Origin of the sequence: Pseudomonas sp. FP2294 (assembly GCF_030687625.1) — a bacterium.
Classification (GTDB): domain Bacteria; phylum Pseudomonadota; class Gammaproteobacteria; order Pseudomonadales; family Pseudomonadaceae; genus Aquipseudomonas; species Aquipseudomonas shahriarae.
Genome location: NZ_CP117441.1, coordinates 302,133 through 325,857 on the forward strand (window position 1 = coordinate 302,133; position 23,725 = coordinate 325,857).

Annotated in this window: 22 protein-coding genes and 1 tRNA gene; 9 read left to right on the top strand and 14 right to left on the bottom strand. The window is 61.6% G+C overall.

The features are described 5' to 3' along the window. Positions 1 to 56 precede the first annotated feature (56 nt). The 5 genes from PSH73_RS01295 to PSH73_RS01315 all read right to left on the bottom strand — a co-directional run bounded on the left by PSH73_RS01295 (position 57) and on the right by PSH73_RS01315 (position 4,298). Positions 57 to 1,280, bottom strand: coding sequence for a methyltransferase (locus PSH73_RS01295; protein ID WP_305461798.1), 1,224 nt, complete (start codon positions 1,278 to 1,280; stop codon positions 57 to 59). Then, positions 1,261 to 1,950, bottom strand: coding sequence for an ABC transporter permease (locus tag PSH73_RS01300; protein ID WP_305462676.1), 690 nt, complete (start codon positions 1,948 to 1,950; stop codon positions 1,261 to 1,263). Before PSH73_RS01300 ends, PSH73_RS01295 begins: the two co-directional genes overlap by 20 nt. A 38-nt stretch (positions 1,951 to 1,988) precedes the next feature. After that, positions 1,989 to 2,684, bottom strand: a complete 696-nt coding sequence (locus tag PSH73_RS01305) for an ABC transporter permease (RefSeq protein WP_057437111.1) — start codon at positions 2,682 to 2,684, stop codon at positions 1,989 to 1,991. A 74-nt stretch (positions 2,685 to 2,758) separates the two neighbouring features. Next, on the bottom strand, positions 2,759 to 3,511 hold the full coding sequence (locus tag PSH73_RS01310) for an ABC transporter substrate-binding protein (RefSeq protein ID WP_057437113.1): 753 nt from the start codon (positions 3,509 to 3,511) through the stop codon (positions 2,759 to 2,761). A gap of 13 nt (positions 3,512 to 3,524) precedes the next feature. Next, positions 3,525 to 4,298, bottom strand: coding sequence for an ABC transporter ATP-binding protein (locus PSH73_RS01315; RefSeq protein ID WP_057437115.1), 774 nt, complete (start codon positions 4,296 to 4,298; stop codon positions 3,525 to 3,527). A 553-nt stretch (positions 4,299 to 4,851) separates the two neighbouring features. Between PSH73_RS01315 and gabP the strand changes: the two genes are divergently transcribed. Next, positions 4,852 to 6,243, top strand: a complete 1,392-nt coding sequence (gene gabP, locus PSH73_RS01320; RefSeq protein ID WP_057437117.1) for a GABA permease — start codon at positions 4,852 to 4,854, stop codon at positions 6,241 to 6,243. A gap of 255 nt (positions 6,244 to 6,498) precedes the next feature. On the opposite strand, the gene PSH73_RS01325 is transcribed toward gabP, so the two are convergent. Together PSH73_RS01325 and PSH73_RS01330 are read right to left on the bottom strand one after the other, a co-directional pair. Next, on the bottom strand, positions 6,499 to 6,912 hold the full coding sequence (locus PSH73_RS01325) for a hypothetical protein (protein WP_128593019.1): 414 nt from the start codon (positions 6,910 to 6,912) through the stop codon (positions 6,499 to 6,501). Positions 6,913 to 6,982: 70 nt separating this feature from the next. Further along, positions 6,983 to 7,891 (bottom strand): alpha/beta fold hydrolase, encoded by a 909-nt coding sequence (locus PSH73_RS01330; protein WP_305461801.1) that lies wholly within the window; start codon positions 7,889 to 7,891, stop codon positions 6,983 to 6,985. Between the two features lie 321 nt (positions 7,892 to 8,212). Between PSH73_RS01330 and PSH73_RS01335 the strand changes: the two genes are divergently transcribed. Next, positions 8,213 to 9,853 (top strand): glycosyltransferase family 39 protein, encoded by a 1,641-nt coding sequence (locus PSH73_RS01335; protein WP_198830464.1) that lies wholly within the window; start codon positions 8,213 to 8,215, stop codon positions 9,851 to 9,853. Between the two features lie 29 nt (positions 9,854 to 9,882). On the opposite strand, the gene PSH73_RS01340 is transcribed toward PSH73_RS01335, so the two are convergent. The 6 genes from PSH73_RS01340 to PSH73_RS01365 all read right to left on the bottom strand — a co-directional run bounded on the left by PSH73_RS01340 (position 9,883) and on the right by PSH73_RS01365 (position 16,867). After that, positions 9,883 to 11,958, bottom strand: coding sequence for a TonB-dependent siderophore receptor (locus PSH73_RS01340; RefSeq protein WP_305461804.1), 2,076 nt, complete (start codon positions 11,956 to 11,958; stop codon positions 9,883 to 9,885). A gap of 302 nt (positions 11,959 to 12,260) precedes the next feature. Beyond that, positions 12,261 to 12,929 carry a hypothetical protein gene (locus tag PSH73_RS01345; protein WP_057437122.1) on the bottom strand — a complete coding sequence of 223 codons (669 nt, stop codon included), beginning with the start codon at positions 12,927 to 12,929 and terminating at the stop codon, positions 12,261 to 12,263. A 206-nt stretch (positions 12,930 to 13,135) separates the two neighbouring features. After that, positions 13,136 to 13,211 (bottom strand) — tRNA-Phe (locus PSH73_RS01350). 103 nt (positions 13,212 to 13,314) lie between these two features. Beyond that, the gene (locus PSH73_RS01355; RefSeq protein ID WP_038445278.1) at positions 13,315 to 13,587 is read right to left on the bottom strand and encodes an oxidative damage protection protein; all 273 of its coding nucleotides are present in this window, start codon (positions 13,585 to 13,587) and stop codon (positions 13,315 to 13,317) included. Further along, positions 13,584 to 14,651, bottom strand: coding sequence for an A/G-specific adenine glycosylase (gene mutY, locus PSH73_RS01360; RefSeq protein WP_057958032.1), 1,068 nt, complete (start codon positions 14,649 to 14,651; stop codon positions 13,584 to 13,586). Before mutY ends, PSH73_RS01355 begins: the two co-directional genes overlap by 4 nt. Continuing rightward, positions 14,648 to 16,867 carry an AsmA family protein gene (locus PSH73_RS01365; RefSeq protein WP_305461806.1) on the bottom strand — a complete coding sequence of 740 codons (2,220 nt, stop codon included), beginning with the start codon at positions 16,865 to 16,867 and terminating at the stop codon, positions 14,648 to 14,650. Before PSH73_RS01365 ends, mutY begins: the two co-directional genes overlap by 4 nt. 296 nt (positions 16,868 to 17,163) lie before the next feature. On the opposite strand from PSH73_RS01365, the gene PSH73_RS01370 reads away from it, so the two are divergent. The 7 genes from PSH73_RS01370 (at position 17,164) to PSH73_RS01400 (ending at position 22,947) form a co-directional block, all read left to right on the top strand. After that, positions 17,164 to 18,825, top strand: coding sequence for an OFA family MFS transporter (locus PSH73_RS01370; protein WP_057958034.1), 1,662 nt, complete (start codon positions 17,164 to 17,166; stop codon positions 18,823 to 18,825). Positions 18,826 to 19,079: 254 nt separating this feature from the next. Next, entirely contained in the window at positions 19,080 to 19,673 is a 594-nt protein-coding gene (gene hisB, locus PSH73_RS01375) for an imidazoleglycerol-phosphate dehydratase HisB (protein ID WP_003218037.1), read from the top strand. Next, positions 19,673 to 20,311, top strand: a complete 639-nt coding sequence (gene hisH, locus PSH73_RS01380; RefSeq protein ID WP_057437127.1) for an imidazole glycerol phosphate synthase subunit HisH — start codon at positions 19,673 to 19,675, stop codon at positions 20,309 to 20,311. Before hisB ends, hisH begins: the two co-directional genes overlap by 1 nt. Further along, positions 20,311 to 20,568, top strand: coding sequence for a DUF2164 domain-containing protein (locus PSH73_RS01385; RefSeq protein WP_029295898.1), 258 nt, complete (start codon positions 20,311 to 20,313; stop codon positions 20,566 to 20,568). The genes hisH and PSH73_RS01385 overlap by 1 nt, the downstream gene beginning before the upstream one ends. A 39-nt stretch (positions 20,569 to 20,607) precedes the next feature. Beyond that, positions 20,608 to 21,345 carry a 1-(5-phosphoribosyl)-5-[(5-phosphoribosylamino)methylideneamino]imidazole-4-carboxamide isomerase gene (gene hisA, locus PSH73_RS01390; RefSeq protein ID WP_038445290.1) on the top strand — a complete coding sequence of 246 codons (738 nt, stop codon included), beginning with the start codon at positions 20,608 to 20,610 and terminating at the stop codon, positions 21,343 to 21,345. Positions 21,346 to 21,354: 9 nt separating this feature from the next. Further along, positions 21,355 to 22,125 carry an imidazole glycerol phosphate synthase subunit HisF gene (gene hisF, locus PSH73_RS01395; protein ID WP_003171107.1) on the top strand — a complete coding sequence of 257 codons (771 nt, stop codon included), beginning with the start codon at positions 21,355 to 21,357 and terminating at the stop codon, positions 22,123 to 22,125. A gap of 66 nt (positions 22,126 to 22,191) precedes the next feature. Further along, positions 22,192 to 22,947 (top strand): ABC transporter substrate-binding protein, encoded by a 756-nt coding sequence (locus PSH73_RS01400; RefSeq protein WP_057444609.1) that lies wholly within the window; start codon positions 22,192 to 22,194, stop codon positions 22,945 to 22,947. A 3-nt stretch (positions 22,948 to 22,950) separates the two neighbouring features. On the opposite strand, the gene PSH73_RS01405 is transcribed toward PSH73_RS01400, so the two are convergent. Next, a complete protein-coding gene (locus tag PSH73_RS01405; RefSeq protein WP_057958035.1) occupies positions 22,951 to 23,724 on the bottom strand; it encodes a divergent polysaccharide deacetylase family protein in 774 nt (257 codons plus the stop codon). Position 23,725 lies beyond the last annotated feature (1 nt).

Consider the following 23,725-nt stretch of genomic DNA (forward strand, 5'->3'; position numbering starts at 1 on the left):
TTTACGGCACTCGACAGAATTTCATCAACAGACTTATCCACAGGGCGTCCTGCCCTTTAATCGCGCTCGGCGAGCACCATCAGGTTGCGCGGTGTCAGCGCTGTTTCGCAGAAGCGGCCTACTTGAGCCTGGTAGCCGTTCTCTTGAAGAAACAGTGCCCGATCCAGAACCAGCCACATTTCCAACGGGCGGCGAAACAGCCCACGCACCAACTCTAGGTTTCGTACCTGCGCCAGGCGTTGCCAGCCATGTTGCTCCAGCGCGGCCCAGTCCTGCTCGCCTGTGGATAACCCCTTGAGCGCCGCCAGGTGCTGGCAGTAGTCAGCGAAGGACCGATGCAGCCATTCGCTGGGCAACGAAGGCGTGGGCAGGTACTCATCGCACCCGCGCAGTTGCCGCTGCAACTGATCGAAACCCAGGCGCCGGGCCATGGAGGTGTCGCGTTGCAGGCGCACCCGCAATCCGGCGGTGACGGTTTCGCTCAGGGGCAGGCCGAGGTCTTCCCGCGACAAACGCAGCGCCGAGGCGCGGGCCGGGGCCGACAGCGCCTGGTATTGCTCGCTACTGATGCGGTTGTAACAGCAGGGCGCCACGGCCAGGTGCTTGCAGCCGGCGGCGCTGGCTAATTGCAGCAGGCGTACGTGCAGATCGCCACAGGCGTGCAGGGCGACGGGGGTGTGTTCGCCGCGCAGTTGTTGCACCGCGTCCTCGGCCATCACGTCTTGTGGGTGGTGGCGGGCGGGCATGTGATGATGGTCACTGAGGGCCTGGCCTGCGGCGATCAGCGCCGGGTCGTACTCCAGGCAGGTCAGGTGTTGCCCCGGTTGCAGCAGCCGCCGGCCGAGGTGGCCTTTACCGGCGCACCAGTCGAGCCAATGGGTGGGGCGCTCGGCAAACTGCAGAGCGCTGCCAAACGCCTCGATTTGCTGCCATTTACGCCCCGGTACATCGACATTCAGGCGCGCCGACGGCGCATGCAGCGCGCCCGCCGGTAACTTATCCACAGCACTGAGCTGGACGGCCAGCTGCGCCCATTGGGGAAACGGCGCTGGGGCCTGGAGTTCGGTGGGCAGGTTATGGCTGCTTTCGGCTTCTGCCAGGGAGCGCCGGCGCAGCCATTGGGCCAGCGCTGGATGCTGGGCTTCCCAAGGCAATTGCAGATGGGTGAAGGGCCGTGGTCGCCACAGCCCTTGATGTTCGGTGAGGAACGCATCCAGCGCGAGAAAACGGGCCAGCAGTCGCTCGCCCGTCAACCCGCTGTCAGCGTCTCTGGCAGGCATCGACCCGCAACCAGCGTTCCAGCAGCTTGAAGCCGCGCACCAGCACATAGGCCATCAGCAGGTAGAACATCCCGGCGGCAAAGAAGATCTCCACCGGCAGGTAGGTGCGGGCAATGATGGTGCGGGCCATGCCGGTCAGTTCCAGCAAGGTCACGGTACTGGCCAGGGCGCTGGCCTTGAGCATCAGGATCACTTCGTTGCTGTAGGCCGGCAGGCCGATGCGCGCGGCACGCGGCAGGATGATGTAGAACAGCGCCTTGGGCTTGGACATGCCCAGCGCCCGCGCCGCTTCGATTTCCCCGGGCGGGATGGCCTGGATCGCGCCGCGCAGGATCTCCGCGATGTAAGCGGCGGTGTGCAGGGTCATGGTGACGGTGGCGCACCAGAACGGGTCCCGCAGGTAGGGCCACAGGGCACTCTCGCGCACGGCGTCGAACTGCGCCAGGCCGTAGTAGACCAAAAACAGCTGCACCAGCAACGGTGTGCCACGGAAGAAGAAGATGTAGCAGTAGGGCAGGGTGCGCACGTACCACAGGCGCGAAGAACGGGCGATGCCCAGGGGGATCGCCAGCAGCAGCCCGGCGATGACCGCGATGGCCACCAGTTCCAGGGTCAGGGTCGCGCCCTGGGCCAGTCGTGGCAGCCACTTGATGATCACGGCCCAGTTCAGGCCCAGGTCGAAATGCGACAGCCAGCTGTAGTCGCCGTTCATTGCGTGCTCCTCGCAAAGCCGCGAGCGGCGCGTTTTTCCAGGAAGTACATGCCGACCATGGCCAGCACGGTGAGGCCCAGGTACATGAAGGCCGCGACCATGAAGAAGGTGAAAGGCTGCTTGGTAACGGTCACGCCGATTTGCGCGTGGCGCATGATTTCTTCCAGGCCGATCACCGAGACCAGCGCGGTGTCCTTCATCAAAATCATAAACAGGTTGCCCAGGCCCGGCAGGGCGATGCGCCACATCTGCGGCATGATCAACCGGGTGAAAATACGCAGCTTCGACAGGCCCAGGGCGATGCCCGCTTCACGATGGCCTTTGGGGATCGCCAGGATCGCGCCACGAAACACTTCGGTGGCGTAGGCGCCAAAGCACAGGCCCAGGGCAATCACGCCGGCAGCGAAGGCGCTGAGCGACAGGTCGGGGTTGCCGAAGAACTCCCCGAGGGCACGCATCATATTGACCGTGCCGAAATAAATCAGCAGGACCCACAGCAGTTCGGGAATGCCCCGGACAATGGTCGAGTAAGCGCCGCCAAGCCATTGCAGGAACTTGTACGGGGAAGTTTTGGCCAAGGCGCCGGCCAGGCCGAGCACCAGCCCCAGGCATAACGCCGTGAGTGCCAGTTTGACGGTCATCAGCGCGCCGGCAGCGAGTGCGGGGCCGAATCCGTAGAGATCGAAATTCATGGTTTTTTCATATCGCGCAAGGCTTGCGAAAAGCCGGCGCGCTCAAGCGAGCGCGCCGGACTGGCCAATCAGGATCATTCGATGCTGAAAGGGAAGTACTTGTCGTTGATCTTCTTGTAGGTGCCGTCGGCCTTGATTTCCGCCAGGGCCTTGTTCAGGCGCTCGCGCAGTGGGTCGCCTTTGCGCACGGCGATGCCGATCTTGTCGCTTTCTACAACCGGATCGCCTTTGAACTCGTAGGCCGAACCGTCTTTGCTCTTGAGCCACTCGTATTGCACGTACTTGTCGGCGAGCATCCCGTCCAGGCGGCCGGATGTCAGGTCGAGGTAGGCGTTTTCCTGGGTGTCATAGAGCTTGGCGGTGGTGTCTGGCAGTTTGTCTTCCAGGTAGGTACCGGCCAATGTCGCGCGCTGGGCACCGATGATCTTGCCTTTGAGGTAGTCGGCGTCGGTCTTGAAGTCTTTGATGGATTTGGCCGCGATGAATTGCAGCTTGTTGGAGTAGTACGGGTCGGTGAAATCAACGGCTTGCTTGCGCTCGTCGGTGATCGACAGCGACGACACCAGGAAGTCGAACTTCTTGGCGTTCAGGGCCGGGATGATGCCGTCCCAGTCCGAGACATACACTTCGCACTTCTCGACTTTCATCTTGGCGCACAGGGCGTCGCCGATGTCTTTGTCGAAGCCGACAACGTTGCCGCTGGCGTCTTTATTGTTGAAGGGCGGGTAAGCCGCCTCGATCCCCATTTTCAAAGTCTCGGCCATGGCCGTGGCGCTGAACGCCATGGAAACGGCGGCGGCCAGGAGGAATTTTTTATAGTTCTGCATGCATGTTGCTCCGTTAGCGGTTGCTGGACATGAATTGTTTGCAGCGCGCCGAAAGCGGGTTGTCAAACACCTGCTGTGGCGATCCTTGCTCTTCGACCAGCCCCTGGTGGAGGAACACCACTTCGCTGGACACTTGGCGGGCAAAGCCCATTTCGTGGGTGACCAGCAGCATGGTGCGGCCTTCTTCGGCCAGCGCGCGGATCACATTAAGTACTTCCTGAACCATTTCCGGGTCAAGTGCCGAAGTGGGCTCATCGAACAGAATGACTTTAGGTTGCATCGCCAGGGTGCGGGCGATGGCCGCGCGTTGTTGCTGGCCGCCAGACAATTGCGCCGGGTAGGCGTGGCGTTTGTCGCCAATGCCCACCTTGGCCAGCAGCGCTTCGGCCACTTCGATGGCTTCGGCCTTGCTCTGGCCGAGCACGCGGCGTGGGGCCTCGATGATGTTGTCGAGGATGCTCATGTGGGGCCAGAGGTTGAAATTCTGGAAGACAAAACCGATTTCGCTGCGCAGGCGATTGATCTGCTTGCCGTCGGCGGCCATCAGCTCGCCGTTTTTCGCGGCCTTGAGCTTGAGCTCTTCGCCGGCCACCAGGATCTGGCCCTGGTGCGGGTTTTCCAGCAGGTTGATGCAGCGCAGGAATGTGGACTTGCCGGAACCGGACGAACCCAGGATCGAGATCACATCGCCGTCGCGAGCGGTCAGCGAGATGCCTTTAAGCACCTCCAGCTCACCATAGCGTTTATGCAAGTTGCGGATTTCAAGCGCGGGCGCGGCCAAAGCCATGTGCGGTCCTCATTGTGTTCATTGCGTTCCTGCTGTTGGGTCGCCTTCCTAGCGTGGCGCCAAGCTAGCATAGCGCTCGGATGACAGCCAACAGCGCCACGGGCGTTAAACAGGCAGTGTGTGACAGGTTGTCGCATCGGCACAGTAGCGTGTCGCGCCATCAACAACCGAACAGCCGTTTTAACCGATAAACCCGTGGCAGTCGCGTAAAAAAGGGCGCGATGGTGCCAGCTTTGGCCGGGTGTTGGAAGGGTTAAACGGGTAAACGGTGCCTATCAGCCCTTTAATTGGGCGTCACTGACTTTTTGTGTGTGTTTTTGGTGCACTCATTCGTTCTTGAAGTGAGTCGAGCGGTAACGCTGTGGCGGATTGCCAGTAATCTCAATGGCTTGCGAGCGCTGATGGATTGTCCTACAGGCCGCGTCAACCTTGGCTTTGTAACATTTTGGCGCAAATCTTGCGTAAAAAATAAAGAACGCCCCGTTTGTTTCTTTTCACGAAGACGCAGCAAACCGGGTGGACCGAATACGCAATTCCTCGCAAAGGTGTGTCAATGAGTAGTACGCAAAGCTCCAATGACCTCGAACAGGGGCTCAAACCGCGGCATGTCACCATGTTGTCGATTGCCGGTGTGATCGGCGCCGGTTTGTTTGTCGGCTCCGGCCACGCGATTGCGGCAGCCGGGCCTGCCGTGCTGCTGGCCTATGCCGCAGCCGGTACGTTGGTGGTGCTGGTGATGCGCATGCTGGCCGAGATGGCCGTTGCTTCGCCAGACACCGGTTCATTTTCCACCTACGCCGACCGGGCCATCGGCCATTGGGCCGGCTTTACCATCGGCTGGCTGTACTGGTGGTTCTGGGTGCTGGTGATTCCCTTGGAAGCCAACGCCGCCGCAACCATCCTGCATGCCTGGTTCCCTGATGTGGCGATCTGGGCCTTCACCCTGGTCATCACCCTGCTGCTGACCGCGACCAACCTGTTCAGTGTGAAGAACTATGGCGAGTTCGAGTTCTGGTTTGCCCTGATCAAAGTGGTGGCGATCATCGGTTTTGTGATCCTCGGCGTACTGGCGATCTTTGGCTTGCTGCCGGGCAGTCAGGTCAGCGGCGTCTCGCACCTGTTCGACACCCAAGGCTTTTTGCCCAACGGCATGGGCGCGGTGCTGGCGGCGATTCTGACCACCATGTTCTCGTTCATGGGCACCGAGATCGTGACCATCGCGGCCGCAGAGTCGAAGAACCCTGGCCAGCAGATCACCAAGGCCACCAACTCGGTGATCTGGCGGATCGGCTTGTTCTACCTGGTGTCGATCTTCATCGTCGTGGCCCTGGTGCCATGGAACGATCCGACCCTGGCAGCCGTTGGTTCCTACCAGACTGTGCTGGAACGCATGGGCATCCCGAATGCCAAGCTGATCGTCGACCTGGTGGTATTGGTCGCCGTGACCAGCTGCTTGAACTCGGCGCTGTACACCGCGTCGCGCATGCTGTTTTCCCTGGGCCGGCGTGGTGATGCGCCGGCAGTGGCCAAACGCACCAACAAGAGCGGCACGCCTTACTGGGCGGTGATGCTGTCTACCGGCGCGGCGTTCCTCGCGGTATTCGCCAACTACGTGGCCCCGGCGGCGGTGTTTGAATTCCTGCTGGCCAGCTCCGGCGCGATTGCGCTGCTGGTGTACCTGGTGATTGCCGTGTCGCAACTGCGCATGCGTCAGAAACGGACCGCGGCGGGCGAGAAGATTGCCTTCAAGATGTGGCTGTTTCCGGGCCTGACCTATGCGGTGATCGTGTTTATCGTCGGCGCGTTGACCATCATGCTGTTCCAGGAAGCGCACCGGGTGGAGATTATTGCGACCGGTGTGTTGAGCCTGCTGGTGGTATTGGCGGGGTTGCTGGTGGCGAGCCGGCGCCGGGCCCAGAAGTTGGGGGCTGCGGTGCTCAACTGATGAGTTGAAATGTTTGCTGCCTGGCACCACAAAGCACTGTGGGAGCCGGGCAGTTAAGCGCAGATCCCCTGTGGGAGCGGGCTTGCTCGCGAAAGCGGTGGGTCAGTCAACATCAATGTTGGCTGGGCCGACGTCTTCGCGGCGATGCGGCGATCCGACAAGCCCGCTCCCACATTTGATCTTCACTACGTTGAGCATTGCGTTCGCTTAACTGATCGGCATTGGGGCTTGCCCGGCTCCCACATTGGTTTTGTATCAATCCTGCGCGCTGGTCAGCGCCTGGGATGCCGCCACGTAGTCCGCCTGGAACTGTGGCGATTCAATCCAGGCCAACGCCGCCGCTTCATCATCGCTGTCGGTGGACCACTGCCGATACTCGATCAGCGCCGCCAGGATAAAGTCCGTGGCGTTTTCTTCGCCTTCCTGCTCCAGCACCAGCGCCAGCAACGGGTGCGCCAGGAATGCCGCACACAGCGCCTGCTGGCTGGTCTCGCCGGCCGCGCGCATTTCCACGAACAGTTCGGTCAAGTCCACCGACTCAAGGTCAATGCGCTCGTCATCACCGGCAAACGCATCCGGCTTCGGCGCATTGGCGCGCTGGGTGCGGTTCTGCTTGGCCTTGGCTTTTGCCCGTTGGGCACGTTTTTGCTGCTTGTCTGGCGAAGCCATGGGCTCACGTCCTTGGTTCAGGATCTGGGTGGCGTATTGAAGCGCAGGTCTGGCGAAATCCCAAGGGTTTCTACAGCCGGGTGCCCGGTGTGTCGGGCGCCAGTTGGCCGTGCTGCAGCCACGCCAGTGCAATCGGCCAAAACCGATCCTGATATTCACTGCGGAAAAACGCGAAATGCCCGACGACCTCTTCGCCAATATCCCCCGGCGCGATACGCAAATGCGTGCGCTCGCTGGCCTGGAAGTAATTCAGCAGACGCTCAATGGCGGGCACGGTGCCAAACGGGTCGTCGCTGATGCTGATCGCCAGGATCTGTGCCTGCACCCGGGTAAAGGGCAGCTCGTCCAAGGCCCGCCCGCTGGGGCGTGTCTCGTAGGTGGGGGTGGGCGTGCTCCAGTCGCGCACCACGCCGGCGGGCGTGTCTTCCAGCCAGCCCAGGCGCTTGCCCGGGAAATACCCGCATACAGCAGTCACCAGCGGCATTACCAGGTGCCACTTGGCAAACATCCGCCAGCGCCCGCTCGCTTGATAGTCACGCCAGTAGGCGAACTGCGCGCCCACCGTCACCAGGCGCCTGATCGCGGCGCCCGACGCCCCAAGCCCGGCCGCGCAGCCGCCAAAGCTGTGGCCGACTACATCAATGGGCTGCCCGGCAAACTCGCGTTGCGCCCGTCGCAGGATGGCCTCGAAATCCAGCCGGCCCCAGTCTGACCACGAGGCCTTGAACCCACGCAACGAGCCACTGCGCGACTCGCCGATGCCGCGATAGTCGTAGGTGATGACATCGAAACCCTTGGCAAACAGGTACTCGGCAAAGCGCGAATAGTGGCGGCAGCGCACTGAGGTGGCGGCGTTGATGATCACCACTGGGCGTTCGATATCGCTGCGGATATGGCGCCAGGTGAAGCCGCCAATGGGGTAGTGGTCGGCGGCGGGCTCGCGGAATGTCTCGGGGTGCGGGCGGCTGGGCAGGTTCATCACTGGCCTCGATCCATGCGCTTTCGATGGGGGTTGAAGACCCGTGCGCAGTTCTTATTGGAGGCTGACACTAACAAAATCGCCAGCCAAAGGCGCGCAATACCTGCCAGCCAATCCCGTAAAAAAGGCGGTTGTGGCGAGCGGGCTTGCCCGCGTTGGGTCGCGCAGTGGCCCCAAAAATGGGACAGCCCTGCAGCCCAGCGCGGGCAAGCCCGCTCGCCACAGGTGTGTACAGGTAAATGTTGTATTCGGTTCAGGCGTGATTCAGCCGTGCTGCCGGCAATATACGCCAGCATCTCCCCCGCCCTGGCAGGTTAAACCATGGAACACCGCAACCGTTTTCGTGTGGAGGCCCTGGGTGTTTTCCTGGTGGCCTTGTTGTTATTTACCCTGGGCATCTGGGATCAGTCGCCGCAAGGGTTTGACGGGCGTTGGGCGGTGTTTATGCAGGAGATGTTTCGCCACGGCGCGAGCCTCTTCCCCACCACCTACGGTGAGCCTTACCCGGATTATCCGGGCACGGCGACCTATTTCAGCCTGCTCTTTGCCCGGCTGTTCGGTGCGCCTAACGACCTGGCTAACGTGTTGCCCACCGCTCTGGCGTCGGCTGGGGTCGTGGCCCTGATCTACCGCTTGCTGGTGCCCTGCGGCCGGACCTGGGCGTTGCTGACGGTGGTGCTGACGGCATTGACCGCGCAATGGCTGGAGAAGTCGCGCTCAGTCTGCCTGGATCAGATGGTCTCCCTGCTGTGCCTGGGCTGTTTCTACTTGCTGCACACCGGCGAGCGCCTGGGCTCGCGGCTGCGCCAATACGCAATATTTCCCTTGTTCGTGGCGGCGTTTGCCATGCGTGGCCCTTTGGGCTTGATCGAGGTCTGTGGGGTTGCTTGCGTGTACTGGGCGCTGGGGCCTGCCCGCACGCGGGAAGAGAAGATTGGCTTGCTGAAAAAGGTGCTTGCCCACGGCGTGATCGGCCTGGTCCTGCTCTTTTCCTGTTGGTGGGTGTTGCTGAAGCTGGCGCGGATCAGCGGGGGGGATGCTTTTGCCGACGAGGTGATGAAGATGCAGGTGGCCGGTCGCCTGGATGAAAGCGGCGAGCCGTTCTACTTCTACTTCAAGCTGAGCCTGTATCGCTATTTCCCGGTGATCCCGCTGGCGCTGGCGACGTTGATTGCCCTGCGCCACACCTGGTCGGCGCGCAACGCTGATGCCGACGTGCGCCTGATGCTGCGCCTGGGCGGCTGTGGCCTGATGATCCTGCTGGGGTTGTCGGTGCCGAACTTCAAGCGTGCCTACTACATCCTGCCGATGGTCCCGATGTTTGCCGCGGTGGCGGCTTATGGGCTGCTTCAGGCCCGGGGTTGGTTGCTTGGGGTGCGTCGGGGTTATGCGTGGCTGGTGGCGATCCTGCCGCTGCTGGGGGTTGTCGTGGTCTTGGTCTGCCGCCAGTTGTGGAGCAAACATGGTTACTGGCCTGATGTTTCAGTACCGGGGTTGATTGCGCTGCTGATCGCCCTGCAGTTGGCGGCGGTGGTGGCCTGGCGTCGCTGGCGCAGCCGTGTGGGGGCGCGACTGGTGGTGCTCAGCCTGATCGCGCTGGCCACCCAATGGCTGGTGCTGGTGACGGTCGTGGAGCCGGCCAAGGATCTGCAGTTCGACACCAAAAACTTTGTGGGTGCGGTGGAAACCCTGCGGGCCGAGCACCCCGGGCCGCTGGTGTTTCTCAACCTTGGCAAGGACACCTGGGCCATTCGCTACATCATGAACCTGGATCATGACGAGCAGCCGCTGTTTATCGGGCGCGATGACCTTGCGCGCCTGAACGCACTGCCGCGCTCGTCCTGGGTGATTGTCGCGCGCAAGGAAACCGAACTGCTGCAGGGCACGCCGCTGCAGCATCTGGTACCGGCTTTCAATGGGCGGCTTAATGACAACCCGTTGCTGGTGTTCCGGGTGCCATGATCAGCCGCCGCCGTGGATTTACAACTCAATCAAAAGTTGTAGGCCAGCGTACCGACGAGCGTACGACGGTTGCCGATAAAGCAGTCGCCTCGCGCCAGGCATGTGGTGTAGTAGGTCTTGTCTTCAAGGTTGGTCGCGTTGAGCGTCAGGTTCCAGTTCTGGTAGCGGTACCCGAGCATCGCATCCACCAGGGTAGAAGACGGCGTTTTCAGGCGGTCGGCGCCATCCCAGCTGGTTCCCACATAGCGAATGCCGGCACCGACACTGAACCCGGAAATGTCGCCGATGCTGAACCGATGTTGGCTCCATACCGAGGCCATGTTCTCGGGAACGCTGGACAGGCGTTTGCCTTGCTCGGCGGGCGCGCCCTTGATGACGGTGGTGTCGGTGTAGCTGTAGGTGCCAATCAGGTCCCAGTCGGGCGTGACCGTCACCAGCGCTTCGAGCTCCAGGCCACGGGCGCGGGTTTCACCACTTTGCAGGGTATTCATCGCATCCAGGGGGTCGGGCATGCGGCGGTTCTGCTCGCGAATGTCATACACCGCTGCGGTGTAGAGACTGTTGCTGCCAACCGGCTGATATTTCACCCCCAGCTCCCACTGTTTGCCCTTGAGCGGTACGTAGGGCTCCAGCGTTCGCCGGTTGAGGCCGATTTGGGGCTGGAATGATTCGCTGTAGCTCAAGTAGGGCGCTATGCCGTTGTCGAACAGGTAGGTCAGGCCTGCGCGGCCGGTCACCTTGTCGTCCTTTTGCCGGGCGCTGCCTTGGGTTTGGCTGGCGGCCCAATCCTTGCGCAGGCCGAGGGTCAGCAGCCACTGTTCGTATTTGATCTGGTCCTGGGCATACAGCCCTTGTTGCATGACCCGTTGTTCCGGGTCTGCGGTGAGGCGAATGACCGAGGGATCAAAGGTGCCATACACCGGTTCGTACACGTTCAGTGGTGTTGCGTTACCGCTGGCACCTTCCCGGTTGGAGACCGCATGCTGGTAGTCGCCCCCCAGCAGCAGCGTGTGCTGTAGCGGGCCGGTGTCAAATCGGGCCTCGGCGTTTTGGTCGGCAACCCAGACTTTGACCTCTGGCTTGGAAACGTAATAGACACGGTCGAGGGTCTGGTTATCGGCGTTAAACGGTGGGTTTCTTGCGAATTTCGCATAAATCGACTGGTAGCTGACTTTGCTTTTCTGCCAGCGCAGGTTCTGGCGCAGCGTCCATGTGTCGTTCAGGTGCCACGAGAATTGCGACGTCAGGGCTGTCTGGTCACTGTCGTATTCGTCGAACCCTGGCTCGCTGGCGAACCGGTTGCTGTGGATCCGGCCATATGGCGCATTCCAGACGGTACCTTTGTGTGGGAAGAACTGCGTGGTGGAGCCGCTGTCATCGCGCTGGATGTTGGCCATGACGGTCCAGTCGATATCTTCGTTGGGGCGCCAGGTCAGCGATGGCATCAGCACCTGGCGGTTGTCTTTGACATGATCAACCTGGGTGTCGCTGTCGCGCTGGATCGCCACCAGCCGGTACAGCAGCGTGCCTTGCGGGTTCAGAGCGCCGGTGGTGTCGACGGCGACCTGCTTGCGGTTGTAATTGCCGTATTGCAGTTGCAGTTCGGTGTGCTGTTCGGCTTTGGGGCGTTTGCTGACCTGGTTGATCAGGCCGCCCACCGGGCTTTGCCCATACAGCATCGACGCGGGGCCCTTGAGCACTTCAAGGCGTTCCAGGGTGAAGGGGTCGGTGCGCGCGTTGGTGTAAGTGCCGAAGCTCTGCTGTAAACCATCAAGGAACAGGGTCGGCGAGCTGCCTCGCACTTTCGACCAGTCTCCGCGGCTATCGAGCCCGAAGGTTTCGGCCCGCACCCCGGAAACATATCGCAATGCGTCTTGCACGGTCAGCGCGCCCTGATCGCGCATGCGGTCGGCGCTGATGACGGAAATCGACTGGGGGATCTCGGTGATGGGGGTGTCGGTCTTGGCCCCCGTTGTACTGCGCTTGGCGACGTAGCCTTTGACCGGGCCGTCGGCCGTTTCTTCTGAGGCAGTTGCCGTAATACTTTGGCTGGGCAGTTCGAGCTGGCCTGTTTTCTCGGCCGCGTCTGCGACCGGGACAAGCATCGAAGCGAATCCGAAGGGGGCAAGGCCAAACGCCTTCAACCATGAACCTGACTCGCGTGCAGAGGGCATCGCAGCTCCTTGATTATTGTTAGTGGTGCAGGGGGGATTTTGCGCGCCAGCTTAAATGATAATAATTGCTATTAGCAACCATGAGCTTCAGTCGAGCCTGGCTTTTTGGCGGGGGTGTTTGATGCGGGCGACCGGGTGGGGTCGCCCTGAGCGGTGAGGGGCAATCAAGGCTGGCAGTCAGGCAGGGCTGCGAAGTGACATTCGTCCTGAACTACCTGGAAGGGGGCGACGAACTATTTGCAGCGATACCCCTCGGGCATCGTGACGGTGTAGTTGCGCTGCACGCGATCCTGGAAGTTCAGGTTCTGCAGGCCCTGCTGCACCAGGAAGGCTTCGACCTTGGCGGCCTGGCAGTCCTCGTTGTAGGACGTTACCCGCAGCAGGTACACCGCGCGTTTGCTCGCTTCATCCCGGGCCGTGGCGGTGAAGGTGGTGAGGGTGGTGTAGCCGGTGCGCTCCGAGCTGCCTACCGGGCCATAGGTGGTGTTCGGCGTGCTGGTGCAGATCATCTGGTCGCTTTTTTTCTTGCTGTTCTTGCACACGGTGGAGGTGCTGGTTGGCACCTGCCCATACTCGGTGGCGGTATAGCGGTAGGTCACCTGGTGACTGTCGATGTCGAGGGTGATCGTGATTTTCGGCGTGCGGTTCTTGGGCAGGGACACGTCGGTATACACCTCGCGAAACCCCTGGTCCTTCATGGCGCTGACCATATCGCGCAGGTAGTAGCGGGCATTGAGCGCGTTCTCGGCATTGCCGCCGACCGACGTCACCAGCACCGTCGCCTGTCGGTCAAAGTGATAGTCCGGGTCAGGGGTTGCGTTGATCGCGACGTCCATCGTAGTAGCGCATCCGCTGAGCAGCGCTGTCAGCATTAACAGCGTGCATAACAAGTACCGGGTCATGACGTAACTACCTTGTTGAAGATTGGATTAAGGCTAGACGGTTGAGCATGGAAATAAATAACACATCAGGTGCCAGCAAGGCTTGGCGTTAACCTAAAAGTAACCAGAGGGGCGCTGGCGTACTAAATCGCAGGCAACAAAAAACCCGCACTAGGCGGGTTTCTTGGGTGTTTCAGATGATTTTTGCACCACCTGAAACTAATAAGTGGTGCCCAGAGACGGAATCGAACCGCCGACACGGGGATTTTCAATCCCCTGCTCTACCGACTGAGCTATCTGGGCAACGGGGCGCATTAAACTGGTTTTTCAGGGGGTCGTCAAGCAAGTTTTCAAAAAATATTTAATTATTACCGTCGCTTACGTGCCAACCCCGGTTTTTGCTCAATTATTGAGCAGGCGGCACGTAGCCGTCGGCCTTGGCGTAATCCTCGCCGGAAAAGTACTTGTCCATCTCGCCCTGCAGATATTTGCGGTCTTCGGCGTTCATCATGTTCAGGCGCTTTTCGTTGATCAGCAGGGTCTGGTGCTTCTGCCAGTCGGCCCAGGCCTTGGCGGAGACGTGGTCGAAAATGTCCTGGCCCTTGGCGCCCGGGAATGGGGCACGCTCCAGGGCTGGTAGTTCTTCGTGATACTTGCGGCAGATGATGGTGCGGGTCATGACGAAACTCCTGCGTTCAATACGTCGGCCGCGCGCTTCAGCAGTTTTTTCACCGGGGCGGCAAGGCCCAGGCGCGGCGGGGTGGCGAGGTTATACCAGAGCCAGTCGGCCTCGGCCACGTGATGGGCCGATTCCTCGACCTGCACCAGCCAGGGTTCGATAGCCAGCTGGAAGTGGCTGAAGGTGTGGACCAGTCCAGGTAGCGCCTGATGCTTGCCCAGCGCCAGTGAGTGCTGGTTGGCCAGGTGTTCCAGGTCGTTCAGGTCGTCCAGCTCCGGCAAGCTCCACAGCCCGCCCCAAAGGCCCGTAGAGGGGCGACGGTAAAGCAGGATCGCGCCCTCCTGGTTGGCCAGCATCGGCATCAGCGTGCGCTTTTGCGGGATGGTCTTGCGCGGCTTGGGGATCGGGTAGCGGGTTTCCAGGCCCAGCATGTGCGCCTCGCAGCCCTTTTCCAGGGGGCACAGCAGGCAACTGGGCTTGCTGCGGGTGCAGAGGGTGGCGCCCATGTCCATCATGGCCTGGGTGTAGGCATTGACGCGGTCGTGGGGGGTAAAGCGCTCGGCAGTGGCCCACAGCTGCTTGGCCACCTTGGGCTCGCCCGGATAGCCCTCCTGGGCAGTAAAACGTGCCAGCACGCGCTTGACGTTACCGTCGAGGATCGGTGCGCGCAGGCCCATGCTCAGGCTGGCGATGGCACCGGCGGTGGACAGGCCGATGCCCGGCAGTTCGGTGAGTTTCTCTACATCGCGGGGAAACTCGCCGCCGTATTCGGCCACCACGATCTTGGCAGTCTTCTGCAGGTTGCGCGCCCGGGTGTAGTAGCCCAGCCCGGTCCACAGGTGCAGCACTTCATCTTCCGGCGCGGCCGCCAGGGCCTCGACCGTTGGCAGCGAAGCCATGAAACGGTCGAAGTAATTGAGCACGGTGCTGACCTGGGTCTGTTGCAGCATGATTTCCGAGACCCACACCCGATACGGGGTGATGCCCTGTTGCCAGGGCAAGTCATGGCGACCGTGGCGGTCGTACCAGTCGAGCACGGCCGCTGAAAATTGCTCGTTTCTCATCGGTTGAACAAACCTTTGAGGGCGTCTTTGAGCTTGGGGTTGACCTTGTCGAGCTTCTCTTCAAGTTTCTCGCTGAGCTTGTTGCCCGCCATCTTGGCGGCCACCTGGCCCAGGCCGTCCTTGTCCAGGCGGCAGGCTTTGGCGCCCAGTTCCAGCGGGCCACGGCAGCGCAGCGGCACTTCGATACCCTGGAAGTTCGAGCCGACCTGGCAGGCCGGGTCCGGCATGTCGCGCTTGTCGCCCTCGACGATGATGCCCACGCGGTAGTCCATGCCCAGTACACGCAGGTCCACGTCGCCATTGCCGTTGACGGTCAGGCCGGGGATGCGCACTTTCAGGTCCGGGTTGCTCGCCACGCCGTTACGGAAGGTCAGGTTGCCCTTGAGTTCCTGGAACGGTGTGTCCTTGCTGCGCGGTGTGGTGGCCAAGGTCTTGCGGTTGAGCAGGGCGATACCCGTGCACAGCTGTTGCTCAAGGTTGGCATTGAGCAGCACGCCATTGTTGATGACGAAGCTGGCGGTGCCGTTGAGGCTGTCGATCAGCGCTTTCTGGCTGTTGCCACGCCCGTTCAGGTTGCTGTCGAGGGTGATCTGGCCCTTGACCGGCGGGGTTTGCCCCTGGGCTTGCAGGATGCGCTCGACCGGTACTTGCTTGATTTTGGTCTGCAGCGCCAGCACCGGCACATCTTCCCGTGCATCGAGGCTGCCGTTGGCCTGGAACGTGCCGTTATAGAGGCCACCGCTCAAGGTGTCGAGCTTGAACTGGCCACCCTGGCCGGAGGCCTTGAGGGCTGCATTCTCGATGGGCAACTGGCTCAGGGTCAGTTGGCCGAAGGACAGGTCGGCAATCACGTCCAGGCTGCGCAGGCGCGCCAGGGGCAGCAGCTTGTCGGTGCTCCAGGCGCCTTTGGTCGGCGCGTCCGGCAACGGTGTGGTGCCACCGGCGGCCATGGCCCCGGCTTCGCTGCTTTGCACTTCGGCCTGGCGTGCGACGGCGGCGCTGTTGGCGGCTTCGGACTTGGCGGGCAGGTAATGGTCGGCATTGAACGTGTCGCCCTTGAGCTGCACGCGCAGGGATTGCTTGGCAAAGTCCTCCACCGCCAGGCGCCCGGTAAAGGTGCTGCTGTCGACTTTCAGGTTGAGGTCTTCCAGGGCCATGCTCGACGGCGTGCCTTGCAGGCGGCTGACCAGTTCGACCTTGCTCAGGCTCCCTGGGGCCATGGCCGGCAGGGGCTGGCCGACGCTGTCGAGGAACTTGGCCAGGTCAAACTGGGCAATCGACAGGGCGCCGCTGATCTGTGGGGTTTTATCCAGGTCGTTGACCTTTACTTCGCCCAGTGCCCGCAGTTGGTTGAGCGACAGCTTGAGGCCGGTCCACTCGGCAATGTTCGCCGACAGGTCCACCAGCAACTGGCCCTGGGTGGCAAAGGTCACGGTCTTGCCTTGCAGCGGCTCGCCGGTGGCTTCGCCTGCGACTTTCATGTCTTCGAACTGATAGCGCTTGAGGGCGCGATCAAAACGCAGTTCGCCGCTGAGTTCGCTCTTGACCCGCATCACTGGCTGGTTGCTGCCGAAGAAGGCAGTGAGTTTGACCGGGATGCTCGCGCCTTCATGCACGGCACCGGTGCTCAACTGAATGCTCTCGGCGCTGAATTGCTTGCCGGTCTGCTCGTCGTTGTACTCGATGCGGGCGTTGTTGACCGTCAGGCTGTCGATATCCAGGCGGATCGGCTGAGCCGGTTTGTCCGGCGCTGGCGCCGTGGTTGGCGCAGTCGTCACGGGTGCCTCGGCTGTGCCGGTGGCTGCAACGGGTGGTGCCTTGCCGATATCTTCCCAGTTGCCGTGGCCTTGCTTGTCGCGGTTGAGGCGCAGGTTCAGGCCCTCGACGCGCACATCGCTCATCTGCACTTCACGACGCAGCAGCGGCAGTACCCGTACCGACAGGCCGAGCATCTGCAGATCGGCAAACGGCTGGGCAGGATTGCTCAGGGTGGCCACGCTGGCTTCATGCAACTCCAGGCCCAGCCACGGGAACAGGCTCCAGCCGATATCGCCATTGAGCGTCAGCTCGATGTGGGCCTTGTCGCGGGCAATCTGGCGAATCTCGTCTTTGTAGTCGTTGGGATCGAAGAGGTGGGTCAGGGCAAAGCCCAGAGCCACAATGATCAGCAACAGCCCGAGAAGTACCAGACCCAGGATTTTGCCGAACGCTTTCATGGGCGAGTCCTTGTATGTCGATTTCAAAATTTAGCCGCAGAGTATAACGCCGCTGGACCTGCGGCTGTTTACGCATCGTTACATAGTGTCAAACAAAACAGATGAGCCGAAAAAGGTAGTGTCAGTTTGGTTTTTCTCGCGGCGCCAAATGCTAGTCTTTGCGCGTTCGCCCGCCTTCTGCGACGAAACGTCGCGCTTACAGGGAGCTTCACTCGACAAAACGGCCACGCATTGCGTGCAAAGGCCGAGGAGGAGAGCGCCTGGCGAACACAGACCAACAACTGGGGGAAACACCAATGAACACTAGCACTGCGGCCGGCATTCCTGCTGCGCAGCCTGCGTTCCTGTCCAAGGAACGCATCATCGCCAAGCCAGGGTTTAACCGCTGGCTGGTTCCGCCGGCCGCCCTGGCTATCCACTTGTGCATCGGCATGGCCTACGGCTTTTCGGTGTTCTGGCTGCCACTGTCCAAGGCGCTGGGCGTCACCGCACCGGTCGCGTGCGCGCCGGACATGAGCTTTATCGCGCAGATCTTCTCGTCGTCCTGCGACTGGCCGATCTCCATGCTGGGCTGGATCTACACCCTGTTCTTCATCTTCCTGGGCTGCTCGGCAGCGATCTGGGGCGGCTGGCTGGAACACGCCGGGCCGCGCAAGGCCGGTGTGGTCTCGGCACTGTGCTGGTGTGGTGGCCTGCTGATCTCGGCGCTGGGGATCTATACCCACCAGATCTGGCTGATGTGGCTCGGCTCCGGGGTCATCGGCGGTATCGGCCTGGGCCTGGGCTATATCTCGCCGGTCTCGACCCTGATCAAGTGGTTCCCGGACAAGCGCGGCATGGCCACCGGCATGGCGATCATGGGCTTTGGTGGTGGTGCGATGGTCGGCGCCCCCCTGGCAGCGGCACTGATGGGCCACTTCGCTTCGCCGACTGGCGTGGGCGTATGGCAGAGCTTCTTGGTGATGGCCGCGATCTACTTCGTGTTCATGATCGGCGGCGCCTTGTCCTACCGCGTCCCGCCGACCGGCTGGAAGCCTGAGGGCTGGACCGCGCCGGCGAAAAAAGCCAGCAACGCGATGATTACCCATCGCCACGTGCACGTGAACGTGGCCTGGAAAACCCCGCAATTTCGCCTGGTGTGGCTGGTGCTGTGCCTGAACGTATCGGCCGGTATCGGCATTCTCGGCATGGCGTCGCCGCTGTTGCAGGAAGTGTTTGGTGGCAAGTTGCTGGGTGTGGATGTGCCATTTGGCCAACTGGATGCCGGGCAACTGGCCTCCATCGCAGCCATCGCTGCCGGTTTCACCGGGTTGTTGAGCCTGTTCAACATTGGTGGGCGGTTCTTCTGGGCGTCGTTTTCTGACTACCTGGGCCGTAAAAACACCTACTTCGTGTTCTTCGCCCTGGGCTTTGCCCTGTATGCGCTGATCCCGAACCTCGGCCACCTGGGCAACGTCTCGCTGTTCGTGGCGGCGTTCTGCATCATCCTGTCGATGTACGGCGGCGGCTTCGCGACCGTGCCGGCCTACCTGGCGGACCTGTTCGGTACGCAAATGGTCGGTGCGATCCACGGTCGCCTGCTGACTGCCTGGGCGGCAGCCGGCGTGCTGGGCCCGGTGCTGGTCAACTACCTGCGTGAGTATCAGCTGAGCATTGGCGTCGAGCGCGCTGCGGCCTATGACATCACCTTGTACATCCTCGCCGGCCTGCTGGTGCTGGGCTTTATCTGCAACCTGCTGGTGCGTCCGGTGGCCGACAAGTACTTCATGACCGACGCCGAACTGGCCGCCGAACAGGCGCTGGGCCATGACAAGGGCGCCGATGCCAGCACTTCCCTGGAGTGGAAAGCCGCTTCCGGCACCGTGCCATTGGCGATTGCTGCGTGGCTGGTGGTGGGTATTCCGCTGGCGTGGGGCGTGTGGGTGACCTTGCAGAAGACTGCAGTGCTGTTCCACTAACACCGCATAACCCGTGTGGGCCCGGTTCCTGTGGGAGCCGGGCTTGCCCGCGATAGAACCTGCTCGGTGTATCTGTAGTACGCAGGCGTCTGCATCGCAGGCAAGCCAGCTCCCACACACGCCAGCTCCCGCACTTGTACTGACATGTCTATGCCCGACAGGCCGTCAGTCTTATCCCCTTCGATGTTTCTGTTTAGCGCCCGCAGCCCCTATAATGGCCACCTTTTTCGCCCAATGATTTTGCGGAGCTGGTGATGGCCGAACGTAAGGCGTCCGTCGAGCGCGACACTCTGGAAACCCAGATCAAAGCCTCGATCAACCTGGATGGCACCGGAAAGGCCCGATTTGATATCGGTGTTCCTTTTCTTGAGCACATGCTGGATCAAATCGCCCGTCATGGGCTGATCGACCTGGATATCGTCAGCAAGGGTGACCTGCATATCGACGACCACCACACCGTGGAGGATGTCGGTATCACCCTCGGCCAGGCGTTTGCCAAGGCCATCGGCGACAAAAAGGGCATCCGCCGTTACGGCCATGCCTATGTCCCGCTGGACGAGGCGCTGTCGCGTGTGGTCATCGACTTCTCGGGCCGCCCAGGCCTGCAGATGCACGTGCCTTACACCCGCGCCACGGTGGGTGGCTTTGACGTGGACCTGTTCCAGGAATTCTTCCAGGGCTTCGTCAACCACGCTCTGGTCAGCCTGCACATCGACAACCTGCGTGGCACCAACACCCACCACCAGATCGAAACCGTGTTCAAGGCTTTCGGCCGCGCCCTGCGCATGGCCGTGGAGCTCGATGACCGCATGGCCGGGCAAATGCCGTCGACCAAGGGCGTTCTGTAATGCAGACGGTCGCGGTTATCGACTACGGCATGGGTAACCTGCATTCGGTGGCCAAGGCCCTCGAGCACGTCGGTGCCGGCAAGGTGCTGATCACCAGCGATGCGCAGGTGATCCGCGAAGCCGACCGTGTGGTGTTCCCCGGTGTGGGCGCGATTCGCGACTGCATGGCCGAAATCCGCCGCCTGGGCTTTGACAGCCTGGTGCGCGAAGTCAGCCAGGACCGGCCGTTCCTCGGGATCTGCGTGGGCATGCAAGCCTTGCTCGACCGCAGTGAAGAGAACGGCGGCGTCGACTGCATCGGCCTGTTCCCAGGCGCGGTGAAGTTTTTCGGCAAGGATCTGCACGAAGACGGCGAGCATCTGAAAGTCCCGCACATGGGCTGGAACGAAGTGCGCCGCACCGTCGACCACCCGCTGTGGCATGACATCCCGGACATGGCGCGTTTCTACTTCGTCCACAGCTACTACATCGCCGCCGGTAACCCGCGCCAGGTGGTGGGTGGCGGGCACTACGGCGTCGATTTCGCCGCAGCGCTGGCCGAAGGTTCGCGCTTTGCCGTGCAGTTCCACCCGGAGAAAAGCCATACCCATGGCCTGCAACTGTTGCAGAACTTCGCCAGTTGGGACGGGCGCTGGTAATGGCCAAGAAGATCAAGCCACCGATCCTCAATCTCACTCCCCAGCAGGAGAGTGAGGCGACCGACAAGATCAAGCGTTTCATGGAAGATCGCTTCGAGCTCCGTCTCGGGTCGTTCGAGGTGGCTGAGATCCTCGAGCTGTTCACCACTGAAATTGCTCCGCACTATTACAACAGGGCGATTTTCGATGTGCAGACGCACCTTAAAGAAAGGTTCGAAAGCATCGAAAGCGACTTGTGGGCGCTCGAAAAACCCTGATTTTCCGAGCAATGCTGAATATCGAATAAGGTTTGCCAGATGCTGATTATCCCCGCTATCGATCTCAAGGACGGCGCTTGTGTACGTCTGCGCCAGGGCCGCATGGAAGATTCCACAGTGTTTTCCGATGACCCGGTGAGCATGGCTGCCAAGTGGGTGGAGGGCGGCTGCCGTCGCCTGCATCTGGTGGACTTGAACGGCGCCTTTGAAGGCCAGCCGGTCAATGGCGAAGTGGTGACGGCCATCGCCAAGCGCTACCCGAACCTGCCGATCCAGATCGGTGGCGGTATCCGCTCCCTGGAAACCATCGAGCACTACGTCAAGGCGGGCGTGAGCTACGTGATCATCGGCACCAAGGCGGTGAAAGACCCGGCCTTCGTCGCCGAAGCCTGCCGCGCGTTTCCGGGCAAGGTCATCGTGGGCCTGGACGCCAAGGATGGTTTCGTCGCTACAGACGGCTGGGCGCAAATCAGCACCGTGCAGGTGATCGACCTGGCCAAGCAGTTCGAGGCCGACGGCGTGTCCGCTATCGTTTATACCGACATCGCCAAAGACGGCATGATGCAGGGCTGCAACGTACCGTTTACCGCTGCGCTGGCGGCCGCCACCAAAATCCCGGTGATCGCTTCCGGCGGTATCCACAACCTGGGCGATATCAAGTCGCTGCTGGACGCCAAGGCGCCGGGGATCATCGGCGCCATCACCGGCCGGGCGATCTACGAAGGCACCCTGGACGTCGCCGAAGCCCAGGCTTACTGCGATGCCTACAAAGGCTGAGGACTGACCATGGCGCTGGCCAAACGCATCATCCCTTGCCTGGACGTCGACAACGGTCGGGTGGTCAAGGGCGTCAAGTTCGAGAACATCCGTGACGCCGGCGACCCGGTGGAAATCGCCCGTCGCTACGATGAGCAGGGTGCCGACGAGATTACCTTTCTCGACATCACCGCCAGCGTCGACGGCCGCGATACCACGCTGCATACCGTCGAGCGCATGGCCAGCCAGGTGTTTATCCCGCTGACCGTGGGCGGTGGCGTACGCACCGTGCAGGATATCCGCAACCTGCTTAACGCGGGTGCGGACAAGGTCTCGATCAACACGGCCGCGGTGTTCAACCCGGAGTTTGTCGGCGAAGCCGCACAGCACTTCGGTTCGCAATGCATCGTCGTCGCCATCGACGCCAAGAAAGTCTCCGGCCCGGGTGAAACCCCGCGCTGGGAGATCTTCACCCACGGCGGGCGCAAGCCGACCGGCCTGGATGCGGTGGAGTGGGCGATGAAGATGGAAGGCCTCGGCGCCGGTGAAATCCTGCTGACCAGCATGGATCAGGACGGCATGAAAAACGGCTTTGACCTGGGCGTGACCCGCGCCATCAGTGACGCACTGGGCATTCCAGTGATTGCGTCCGGTGGTGTGGGCAACCTGCAACACCTGGCCGACGGCGTTATCGAAGGCCACGCCAGCGCGGTGCTGGCGGCGAGTATTTTCCACTTTGGCGAATACACCGTGCCTGAGGCAAAGGCCTACATGGCAGCACGCGGAATCGTCGTCCGCTAAACGTCACTGGACACCATGGCAGGCTCGCGGCACTCTGGGGCCTGCCATGGATTCCGGTACCCCTACATGCTCAAAGACCTGCTGCTTGCCCTCGCCAGTTCTTCCATTCTGTTGGCGGGCTCGGCCAATGCCGCTGAGCCGTCTGGCACTTCTCTGGTGCTGCTGACGGAGAACTTTCCGCCCTACAACATGGCGAAAAACGGCAAGAACTTCGCCAAGGACGAGAACATCGAAGGCATCGCTGTGGACATTGTCCGCGAGACTTTCAAGCAGGCTGGTATTTCCTACAACCTCACGCTGCGCTTCCCTTGGGAGCGGATCTATAAACTCGCCCTGGAAAAACCAGGCTACGGCGTGTTTGTCATGGCGCGCCTGCCGGACCGCGAAGCGCTGTTCAAGTGGGTCGGCCCCATCGGCCCGGATGACTGGGTGCTGCTGGCCAAGGCTGACAGCAAGATCCAGCTGACCGACCTTGAGCACGCCCGTAGCTACAAGATCGGTGCCTACAAAGGCGATGCCATTGCCCAGACCCTGGAAAAGCGCGGGCTCAAGCCGATCATCGTGCTGCGCGACCAGGACAATGCGCAAAAGCTGATGGAGGGGCAGATTGACCTCTGGGCCACCGGCGACCCGGCCGGGCGCTATCTGGCGCGCCAGGTGGGGGTTTCCGGGCTCAAGACGGTGCTGCGCTTCAATAGCGCCCAGTTGTATCTGGCGCTGAACAAGGAGGTGCCGGATGAGGTGGTGGCCAAGCTGCAGGCGGCGCTGGACCAGCTACGCAAGGAAGGTGTGGTGGATCAGATCATGGCGCGCTATCTGTAGGTTTCAGCGGTAAACCCCATCCTTGCCGTGCCCAGCCATCGCCCGATTGCTGCGCACACTGATCATCAGCTTGATATCAATCCACTCGATACCCTGGGCCTTGAGCTTGGGCAGTTCGCGCTCCAGCACCGCCAGGGTCTGTGGATAAGGATGGCCGATCATCACCGCCGAGCCCTGTTTGTGGGCCAGCTTGATAGCCGTCTGCAACTGCGTGGCGATGGCCGCTTCGGTCCGTTCGTCATCCAGAAATACATCCCGTGAGACGTGGGCCAGGTTGATTTTCTGAGCCTCGGCGGCCGCCACGGTCTTGGCGCTGGTCCGGCTGTCGACGAAAAACTTGTGCCGACGCTGCAGCTCGCCCATCAACCACGCCATGGCGCCAGGCTCGGCCGTCATGCGGCTGCCCATGTGGTTGTTGATGCCGGCGGTGTAAGGCACGGCCTTGAATGCCGCATCCAGGCGCTTGCCCAGTTCTTCGATGGGCAGCTCGGGGTGCCAGGCGAAGGGGCCGGTGGCCGGGTCCATGGGCATGTGCAGAATCACGATCTTGCCGGCGCGGTGGGCCTCGCGGGCGACTTCAGCAGCGTGGGGCGTGTCGGGCATGATTGCCGCCGTCACCGGGCCGGGCAGGGCCAGCACACGACGATCCCTGGGCAGGTTTTGCCCAAGGTCGTCGATGATAAGCGTGAGGTAGGCTTTGTGGGGCTTGTCGGCCGGCGTCGCTTGGGCGACTCCGGCCAGGCTGCACAACATTGCAAGGATTAGCGCAAAACGCATA